Source organism: Streptomyces graminilatus, from assembly GCF_001418565.1.
GTDB lineage: Bacteria > Actinomycetota > Actinomycetes > Streptomycetales > Streptomycetaceae > Streptomyces > Streptomyces graminilatus.
The window spans coordinates 1-8,972 of the sequence record NZ_LIQQ01000173.1 but is presented as its reverse complement, the minus strand read 5'-3'; the positions used below and the strand labels follow the sequence as shown (position 1 = coordinate 8,972).

Annotated in this window: 8 protein-coding genes and 2 pseudogenes; 7 read left to right on the top strand and 3 right to left on the bottom strand. The window is 71.7% G+C overall.

Annotation, left to right across the window (positions count from 1 at the left end; genetic code table 11):
• From AOK08_RS16265 to AOK08_RS16255, 3 genes and pseudogenes are all read left to right on the top strand, one after another.
• A pseudogene (locus AOK08_RS16265) lies at nucleotides 1–466 on the top strand (hypothetical protein); the annotation flags it as partial.
• A gap of 71 nt (nucleotides 467–537) precedes the next feature.
• Complete coding sequence (locus tag AOK08_RS16260; protein ID WP_079054057.1) at nucleotides 538–2,178, top strand: carboxylesterase/lipase family protein; 1,641 nt, start codon at nucleotides 538–540, stop codon at nucleotides 2,176–2,178.
• 91 nt (nucleotides 2,179–2,269) lie between these two features.
• Complete coding sequence (locus AOK08_RS16255; RefSeq protein WP_055526282.1) at nucleotides 2,270–2,911, top strand: DedA family protein; 642 nt, start codon at nucleotides 2,270–2,272, stop codon at nucleotides 2,909–2,911.
• Between the two features lie 85 nt (nucleotides 2,912–2,996).
• Here AOK08_RS16255 and AOK08_RS16250 read toward each other — a convergent pair whose 3' ends face one another.
• Nucleotides 2,997–3,524 carry a gamma carbonic anhydrase family protein gene (locus AOK08_RS16250; protein ID WP_055526281.1) on the bottom strand — a complete coding sequence of 176 codons (528 nt, stop codon included), beginning with the start codon at nucleotides 3,522–3,524 and terminating at the stop codon, nucleotides 2,997–2,999.
• 107 nt (nucleotides 3,525–3,631) lie between these two features.
• Between AOK08_RS16250 and AOK08_RS16245 the strand changes: the two genes are divergently transcribed.
• Entirely contained in the window at nucleotides 3,632–4,426 is a 795-nt protein-coding gene (locus tag AOK08_RS16245; RefSeq protein WP_055526284.1) for an acyltransferase, read from the top strand.
• A gap of 41 nt (nucleotides 4,427–4,467) precedes the next feature.
• Here the strand turns inward: AOK08_RS16245 and AOK08_RS16240 are convergent, their stop codons facing one another.
• Nucleotides 4,468–5,325, bottom strand: a complete 858-nt coding sequence (locus AOK08_RS16240) for an EamA family transporter (RefSeq protein WP_055526280.1) — start codon at nucleotides 5,323–5,325, stop codon at nucleotides 4,468–4,470.
• A 188-nt stretch (nucleotides 5,326–5,513) separates the two neighbouring features.
• Here AOK08_RS16240 and AOK08_RS16235 point away from each other — a divergent pair, with 188 nt between their 5' ends.
• Together AOK08_RS16235 and AOK08_RS16230 are read left to right on the top strand one after the other, a co-directional pair.
• Nucleotides 5,514–6,086: a helix-turn-helix domain-containing protein gene (locus AOK08_RS16235; RefSeq protein WP_055526283.1), complete on the top strand. Its 573-nt coding sequence runs from the start codon at nucleotides 5,514–5,516 to the stop codon at nucleotides 6,084–6,086.
• A gap of 115 nt (nucleotides 6,087–6,201) precedes the next feature.
• A complete protein-coding gene (locus AOK08_RS16230) occupies nucleotides 6,202–7,713 on the top strand; it encodes an alginate lyase family protein (RefSeq protein WP_055526279.1) in 1,512 nt (503 codons plus the stop codon).
• Nucleotides 7,714–7,740: 27 nt separating this feature from the next.
• On the opposite strand, the gene AOK08_RS16225 is transcribed toward AOK08_RS16230, so the two are convergent.
• Entirely contained in the window at nucleotides 7,741–8,148 is a 408-nt protein-coding gene (locus AOK08_RS16225) for a CoA-binding protein (protein ID WP_055526278.1), read from the bottom strand.
• Between the two features lie 415 nt (nucleotides 8,149–8,563).
• Here AOK08_RS16225 and AOK08_RS16220 point away from each other — a divergent pair.
• Nucleotides 8,564–8,972 (top strand): annotated as a pseudogene (locus AOK08_RS16220) (hypothetical protein); the annotation flags it as partial.

Here is an 8,972-nt window from a genome sequence, read left to right as displayed (position 1 = left end):
CGGGGCCGGCGGCGCCGCCGGGAAGGGCGACGACCGGCAGGACGGCGGCGAGAACGGCGAGAACGGCGACAGCAGCGGCAACAGTGGCAGCGGGAAGGGCGGGGAGTCCGGGCAGCGGCAGAAGGGGATAGGGGAGGGCCGTCCGGACGGCAGGCATCAGGGGTCCGGGTCCGGCACGGGCGACGGGACTCCGGGATCCGGCGAGCCGCCCACGCACTCACCCGACGGCACTTCGGACCAGCGGTTCGACACCCGGTACGTCACGGACGAAGGCACCGACGAAGGCACCGACGAAGGCACCGACGAAGGCAGCGACCAAGGCAACGGGGAGTCCGCGCCCGTTACCGTCGTCGCTCTGCCGCCGGGGCCGCTGGGCACGCCGGGGCCCGTCGTCGTCTCGGTGATCGACGCGGTCGGCTCGGTCACGGGGGCCGCCGGTCTTCCCATGCCCACCTCGCCCAGATGATTGACACGAGTCACTGGCGGTCCTAGTTTCCCCGGCGCGATCACCTTCCCCCACAGAAGGAGTGACGGCCGATGAACGACATCGATCCCCAGAAGTTCTGGAAGTCACGGAAGTCGCGGAGCGGAGGGGGCCGAGCGCCGCGCCGGCCGGCGGTCGGTCTCCTCACCGTCGCGGCCCTGCTGGCGGCCCCCGTCCCGGCGGCGCAGGCCCAGGTCGCGGGCGGCGGGACCGTCGTGCGCACCGACGCGGGCCGGGTACGCGGCGAAGTCACCGCCGAGGGACGGCAGTTCCTCGGCATTCCCTTCGCCCAGCCGCCCGTCGGCGCTCTTCGCTGGAGCGCCCCGCGGCCGGTCGCACCGTGGCAAGGCGTGCGTGCCGCCGGGGAGTTCGGCAACAGGTGTGTACAGGGGACGAGTTGGGACCCCGGCTACGAGCGGCCGAGCCACACCGAGGACTGCCTCGACCTCAACGTGTACGTCCCGCAGGGCGTCGTACGCGGCCCGGTGCTGGTCTGGCTGCACGGCGGCGGGCTCACCGCGGGCGCCGGTGAGGATGTCGTGCCGGACGTCTTCGCGCGTCGAACCGGCGCGGTCGTCGTGACCGTCAACTACCGCCTCGGAGCCATGGGTTTCCTCGCCACAGAGGGCCTGGACGGCGAGGCGGCCGACGGCGTGTCCGGCAACTTCGGCATGCTCGACCAGCAGGCGGCCCTGCGCTGGGTGCGGGCCAACATCGGCCGTTTCGGCGGTGATCCGGGCCGGGTGACCATCGCGGGCGAGTCGGCGGGCGGCCGTTCGGTGTGCACCCAGCTGGCCTCGCCGACCTCAACGGGCCTGTACCGGGCGGCAATCGTGCAGAGCGGCGCCTACAACGACTGCTCGGCCCGTCCGCACCCCACGGCGACGGCACAGGGCGCGGCCTTCGCCGAGCGGCTCGGCTGCTCCGGTGCCGGCACCCTCGCCTGTCTGCGGGCCAAGTCCGCCGCCGAGATCCTGGCCGCCCAGGGCGGCTTCGACTGGGCCCCCGTGACCGGCGGCGCCTTCCTGCCCACGCAGCCCGCCGAGGCGTTCGCCAACGGGGCCGCCGCACGGGTGCCGGTACTCAACGGCGCCAACCGGGACGAGGGCCGGATGTTCGCCTTCGCGTCCTTCGACGTGCGCGGCACTCCGCTCACCGCCGAGCGGTACCCGTCGGTCATGCGCGCGGCCTACGGCGACGGCGTGCTGGCGCGTTACCCGCTGTCGGCGTACCCGTCGCCGACCATCGCCTACGGCACCGCGCAGGGCGACGGACTGTTCGCCTGCGCCGCACTGCGGCTCGACGCCGTGCTCGCGACCCGCGGCCCGGTCTACACGTACGAGTTCGCCGACCGCACCGCACCCCCCTTCGCCTCGCTGCGGAACCTGGGCACCGACTTCGACTTCGGGGCCACCCATGTGAACGAGGTGCAGTACCTCTTCAAGCACTTCGGCCTGGAGTCGCCGCTCGACGCGGAGCAGCGGGCATTGTCCCGGCAGATGGTCCAGTACTGGGGCTCCTTCCTGCGCGGTGGTGTCCCGCGCGCGGACGGGCAGCCCGCGATGCCCGACCGCCCCGGTCTGGTTCTCTCGCTGCGGACCGGGTCGGCCGGCGGGAACGTCCTGAGCGCGACCACCGCGCAGGAACACCAGTGCGATTTGTGGGATGCGCAGAAGTCCTCGGTGTCACCCTGACCCGGTAGGCTTTCGGCGTGCGCCCGGGGCCGGGTGCACGCCGGGGACACGGACGTACCGGGCGTACGGCTAGATCGGAAGGACACCGGCGGTGCACGTGCAGGAATGGCTGGAGACGATCCCCGCCGTCAGTATCTACGCGCTGGTGGCACTGGTCATCGGGCTGGAGAGCCTGGGCATTCCGCTGCCGGGCGAGATCGTGCTGGTCTCCGCCGCCCTGCTCGCCTCCCAGCAGGGCCACATCAACCCCGTCCTCCTCGGCGCGTGCGCGAGCGCCGGCGCGATCATCGGTGACTCCATCGGCTACGCCATCGGCCGCAAGGGCGGCCGGCCGCTGCTGGCCTGGCTCGGCGCCAAGTTCCCCAAGCACTTCGGGGAGGGGCACATCGCCACGGCCGAGCGGTCCTTCGAGAAGTGGGGCATGTGGGCGGTCTTCTTCGGCCGCTTCGTCGCGCTGCTGCGGATCTTCGCCGGGCCGCTGGCGGGCGTGCTGAAGATGCCGTACTGGAAGTTCCTGATCGCCAACGTGCTCGGCGGGATCATCTGGGCGGGCGGCACCACGGCGGTCATCTACTACGTGGGTGTCGTCGCCGAGTCCTGGCTGAAGCGGTTCTCCTGGCTGGGGCTGGTGCTGGCTGTGCTTATCGGACTGACGTCCATGCTGGTCCTGAAGCGCAAGGCGAAGTCCGCTTCGCGGAAGGCCGAAGCGGAGACCGTAGGGGTGGCTGAGTGACCTTGGGCGCGGGTTGAGTGCGGCTTGTCGCGCCCACGCGGCGGAGCCGCAAATCGATACAGTCCCGCGCCCCTGAGGTGTTGGTCTAGCCGTGGATCTCGCGGTGGGCCTTCGCCAGTTCCGCGTAGTGCGTGCCGTTCAGGGTGATGCCCTGGCGCTCCTCCTCCGTCAGTTCGCGCCGCACCTTCGCCGGTACGCCCGCCACCAGTGAACCCGGTGGGACCCGCATGCCCTGCGGTACCAGTGCCTGGGCCGCCACCAGGGAGCCCTCGCCGATCACCGCGCCGTTGAGGACCGTCGCGCCCATGCCGATCAGGCAGTCGTCCTCGATCGTCGCGCCGTGCACCACCGCGTTGTGGCCCACGGAGACCCGCTCGCCGATGGTCACGGGGAAGTCCGGGTCGGCGTGCAGTGTGCAGTTGTCCTGGATGTTGCTCCGGGCGCCGACCGTGATCCGCTCGACGTCGCCGCGCAGCACCGCGCCGTACCAGACGCTCGCGCCCGCCCCCAGGGTCACGTCCCCGATCACCGAGGACATGGGCGCCACGAACGCCTCCCCGTCCACCTCCGGTTCCCTGCCGCCGATGCCGGTGATCAACGCCCTGTGCGTCATCTCGCCTCCTGGTCCTCGAGTACGTCAGACCGTACGCCACCTCCGTGGGGCGAAGATCACAGGTGTGCGGCATGCCCGGTCCGCCCGGCCGTGAGTACGGTGTGCGGGTGCCCAAGCCCAAGAACACGTTCTCGTCATGGCGGCGTCGGCTGGCGCAGCGCGCGGTGCACGCGGGCTGGGACTGGGTGCGGCGCACGGGTTCCGTGACCGCCGAGAACCCCGGGCGGCTGGCCTTCCGGGCCATGGGAACAGGTACCAGACTCGCTTTCCCGCTGGGCACGGTCTTCGGTGAACCCTGGATCGAACTCGGCTCCCACTGCATCGTCGGCGAGCAGGTGACCCTGACGGCGGGCCTGATGCCGGATCTCGACCTCGGCCCTGACCCCATCCTCCGTATCGGCGACGGTGTCGTCCTGGGCCGCGGCAGCCATGTCATCGCCGACACGACGGTCAGCATCGGCAGCGACTGCTACTTCGGGCCGTATGTGTACGTGACGTCCACCAACCACTCGTACGACGATCCGCACGAGCCCATCGGCAAGCAGTGGCCGCGCATGGAGCCGGTGGAGATCGGGCCCGGCTGCTGGATCGGCACCGGCGCGGTGATCCTGCCGGGTGCGCGGATCGGGCGGAACGTGGTGGTGGCGGCCGGTGCGGTGGTACGCGGCACGGTGCCCGACCACGCGGTGGTGGCGGGGGCTCCCGCCAAGGTCGTACGCCGCTGGACGCCTGCCGAGGGCTGGCGGCCCCCGCTGCGGACACCGGCCCCCACACCGATACCGGCGGGGACCACTCCGGAGCAGTTGCGGGCGCTGGCGGAGCTGGACGAGGCGGCGGTGGCCCGGCTGACGGAGCCGGCCGTCGGGGACGTACACGTCGGGGACGTACGCGCCGAGTCCTGACCCGGAGGTCGTCGTGGCCGGCGGTCACGACGACCGGGTGCTCAGCCCGTCGCCAGCAGGAGCGTGCCGACGAGGGCCAGGCCCGCGCCCGCCGCCTGGACCGCGCGCAGGCGTTCGCTGAGGAAACCGCGTGCCGCCAGAGCGGTGACCACCGGGTAGAGCGAGGCGAGTACGGCGGCCAGGGTGACCGGGCCGTGCTGGGCGGCCGTCGAGTACGTGCCGTTGGCGGCGACATCGGCGAGGCCGACGAAGCCGAGCGCGGGGAGCAGCCGCCAGGGGAAACCGCCCGCCGGGAGGGCGGAGCCGCCGCGCCGGACCGAGACGTACAGCGCGGCGCCGCCGACGGCGACGTTCGTCACCCGCTGGACGAAGAGCGCGAGGAACAGCCCGGTGAGCGTGGTCGACGCCTCCGCGATCAGGACGAACACCGTGCCGAATCCGAGCGCCGCGAGCAGACCGAGCAGGACCGCCCGCCGCTGCACGGGCGCGCCCCTGAGCTGAGGTCCGCCCGCGAGGACGACCCCGACCACGGCGACCGCGATCCCCGCGGCCTGGAGCAGCCCGGGACGCTCGCCGAGGAGGAGCCCGACACTGACGGGGACGGCGACGCCGAGCGAGGCGAGCGGGGACACCACGCCCATCGGGCCGAGGGCGAGCGCCTTGTAGAAGGAGAGCAGGGCCACCGGTCCGGCGAGACCCGCGGCGACCGCGAACCACAGACGCGGACCGGCCTCGCTCCAGCCACCGGTCAGGACCACGATCGCGCCGAGCACGACCGCCGCGATCGACTGCGAGACCACGACCACCGTCAGCGCGGGTATGCGCCGGGTCAGCAGGCCGCCGCCGAAGTCGGCCAGCCCCCAGAGCAGACTGGTGACGAGGGCGAAGAATGCGGTCATGGGGACGCCTCGCAGTACAGTGGAGTGAACAATCCGGTGCATCACACGGTAGTGCAGTGAAGTGAACTCTGTCATTCATAATTTTGCACTCGGGGTGGTGGGCTGAGACAGGCCGAACGCAAGGCCGTAGAGCAAGAGAGCAAGAGAGCAAGAGAGCAAGAGTGTCGGACGAGAACTTGGACGGAATGTTGTCGGACCTCGACCTGCTGACCCAGTCACTGGCGCGCAGCGTGAAGCGCTGGCGCGCCGAGCGCGGTTTCACCCTGGAGGCGCTCGCCGCTCGCGCGGGTGTCAGCCGCGGGATGCTCATCCAGATCGAGCAGGCCCGCACCAACCCCAGCCTCGGTACGGTCGTGAAGATCGGTGACGCCCTCGGGGTCAGCATCACCACACTGCTCGACCACGAACAGGGCCCGAAGGTCCGTATCGTCGCCGCAGACCAGGCCGTACGGCTGTGGCACACCGACGCCGGCAGCTACAACCGGCTCCTCGCGGGCACCGAGGCGCCGGGCCCGCTGGAGCTGTGGGACTGGCACCTCATGCCCGGCGACAGCAGCGCGTCCGACCCGCACCCCGCGGGCACCTTCGAGATCCTCCACGTCACGGCGGGCGAACTGACGCTGACGGTCGACGGGGTCGAGCACCGTGTCCCGGCCGGCGCGAGCGCCACCTTCGAGGCGAGCGTCCCCCACACGTACGGCAATGACGGCACCGAACCGCTGGAGATGCTGATGTCGGTGTCGGTCCCGGCGGTGGGCTGAGAACTTTTCGTTATCGGCGGCTCCGGCGTGCGTCTCCTCTCCGTAACTCGGAGAAGCAACCCACCCCCCAGAGCCAAGGACCGGAGCTTTGAACACAGGGATCAGCCGTCGCGGCATGCTGAAGTTCACGGGTGCGACGGCGGGCGCCGTCGCCGTCGGTACGACCCTCGCCGCCCCGCAGGCCACGGCCGCGGGCACGGGCACAGCCGCAGGCACGGGTCTCGTCCACCCGGGCATGCTGCACACCCGCACGGATCTGGACCGGATGGCGAGGAAGGTGAAGGCCGGTGCGGCGCCGTACACGGCGGGCTTCGCCCGGCTGACCGCCAACCCCCATGCGCAGAGCGGCTGGACGGCCAACCCGCAGGCCACGGTTTACCGGGGCGACGGCACGCCGCAGAACTACCGGACCCTGTACAACGACATCCACGCGGCCTACCAGAACGCCCTGCGCTGGCACATCACGGGTGACAGCGCGTACGGGGACACCGCCGTCGCGATCCTCAACGCCTGGTCCGCGAAGCTGACCGAGCTGTCGGGCTCGGCCGACCGGTTCCTCGCGGCGGGCCTGTACGGCTACCAGTTCGCCAACGCGGCCGAACTCGTCCGCGACCACCCCGACTTCGACCTCGCCCGCTTCCAGAAGATGATGCTGGACGTCTTCAGCCCGCTCAGCGAGGACTTCCTGACCAACCACAACGGCGCCGTCATCACCAACTACTGGGCCAACTGGGACCTCACGGCCATCGCCTGCGTGCTGGCCGTCGGCATCCTCTGCGACGACCGGGCCAGGATCGACCGGGCCGTCGAGTACTTCAAGCACGGCGCGGGCATGGGCTCGGTCAAGAACGCCATCCCGGTCGTGTACGACGACCAGGGCCTCGGGGAATGGGTCGAGGCGGGCCGCGACCAGGGTCACGCGCTGCTCGGCGTCGGCCTGATGGGCACGGTCTGCGAGATGGCCTGGAACCAGGGCATCGACCTGTACGGCTACGACGACAGCCGCTTCCTCAAGGGCGCCCAGTACGTGGCCAAGTGGAGCATGGGCGGCCAGGTGCCGTACACGGCGAACACCCGCAAGAAGGGCGCGGTGGGCGTCTGGTCGGGCACCGAGACGGCGACCGAGGCCGCCGGCGTGAACCCGGAGATGATCCGCCCGGTCTGGGCCATGATCGCCAACCACTACACCAAGCGCCGGGGCCTGTCCGCGACCTATCTGACCCGCATCGCCGCCCAGGCGTCCCCCGAGGGCGGCGGCGGCGACTACGGCCCGAACAGCGGGGGATACGACCAACTGGGCTTCGGGACATTGGCGTTCACCCGGGACAGGGCGATCGTGAGCGCGAGCCCGAGCCCGAGCCGCCCCGGTACGGACCCGGCAGCGAGCGCGGGCGCGAGCCCGGCCCCCGGTGCCGGTGCCGGTGGAGGGAACGCGGGTACTGGCGGGCGGCCTGGTGCGTCGCCGTCGGCCGGTGCGAGCGCCCCGAGCGGCAAGGCCCCCAAGGACCTCGCCGCGACCGGCTCGACGGACGTCGTCGCCTGGACCGCCGCGACCGGGATCACCGCCCTGGCGGGCGGACTCCTCCTGCTGCGTCGCCGGGGCCGGTCCGGCGGTTCGGCACAGTGAGCGTGCCGTAGAGGGGCCGCCGGTCGGTCACCCGAGGCGGGGCAGCTCGATGGCCGGGCAGCGGTCCATGACCATGTCGAGACCGGCGGCGCGGGTACGGTCGTAGGCGGCTTCGTCGATGACACCGAGCTGGTACCAGACGGCCCTGGCCCCGATGGCGGTGGCCTCGTCGGCGACCCGACCGGCGAGGCCGCTGTTCAGGAACACGTCGACGACGTCGACGCCGAAGGGGATGTCGGCCAGCGAGGCGTAGCCCCGCTCGCCGTGCACGGTCTCGGCCTTCGGATGGACGGGCACGATCCGCTTGCCGTGCCGCTGAAGCACCTCGGCCACACGGTACGCGGCCCGCTCACGGTTCGACGACAGCCCGACGATCGCCCAGGTGTCCCCGAGCTCGGTCAGTATCCTGCGGATCGTCGTCGGGTCCCCGTACACGCCCGGCCTCCTCGTGATGTCGTACAGCCACTGTCGTGCCCGACAACAGCGACCGACGCACACTGATTCCCGGCGCGGGGAGCCCTTTCCGGGGCGCGGGAAGTCGGAGGGGCCCTTATGAGGGGCGCGGGGAACTGCGCGACAAGCCCCCACTGGCCGTAAGCCGAACGAACAGCCTGGAATGGGTCCGAGAGGAGCAGCGGCCTGTGCGCGTGCTCGTTGGCGGCCCTCCGTTGTCCCGCTGAGCGTGAGGTCGGAGGCCCCGTTTGAGGGGCGCGGGGAACTGCGCGACAAGCCCCCACCGGCCGTAAGTCGAACGAACAACCTCAAAAGGCCCCGCGAGGAACAGCGCGACCACTCCACCGACCCGCGCTGAAACGATCCGCCAACCCAGCGGAGCGTTACGCTCGGCATCGTGCTCCGCATCCACGACGCCCGAACCGCCGAGTCCGTAGTCGCCGCCCCGGCCCGCCGGGCCCTGACCCGTGTGGAGGCGCATGCGCCAGGTTTCGGCACCACCGCCCTGCGTGTCCTCCTGGTCGCCGACGTCCTGGTCCGCGCCCTGGAGATCGGCGGCACCCCCGTATGGGCCGTACTGGCCGCGGAGGAACAGTCGGCCGAACTCCGGGCCGGCGCGGCGGCTCTCGGCATACGGCCCTTCGAGGACCGGCGCGATGTCGGACCGGAGTTCGCGGAGGCCCAGTTGATCCATGTGGTGAGCCGGGGCACCGGGGCGCCGGACGGCATCCGGCTCGACGTCGCCCCGGTCGACTCCGCCGACGCCATGGGCGCCCCCGGCGACATCGACCCCGCCACCCTCCGCC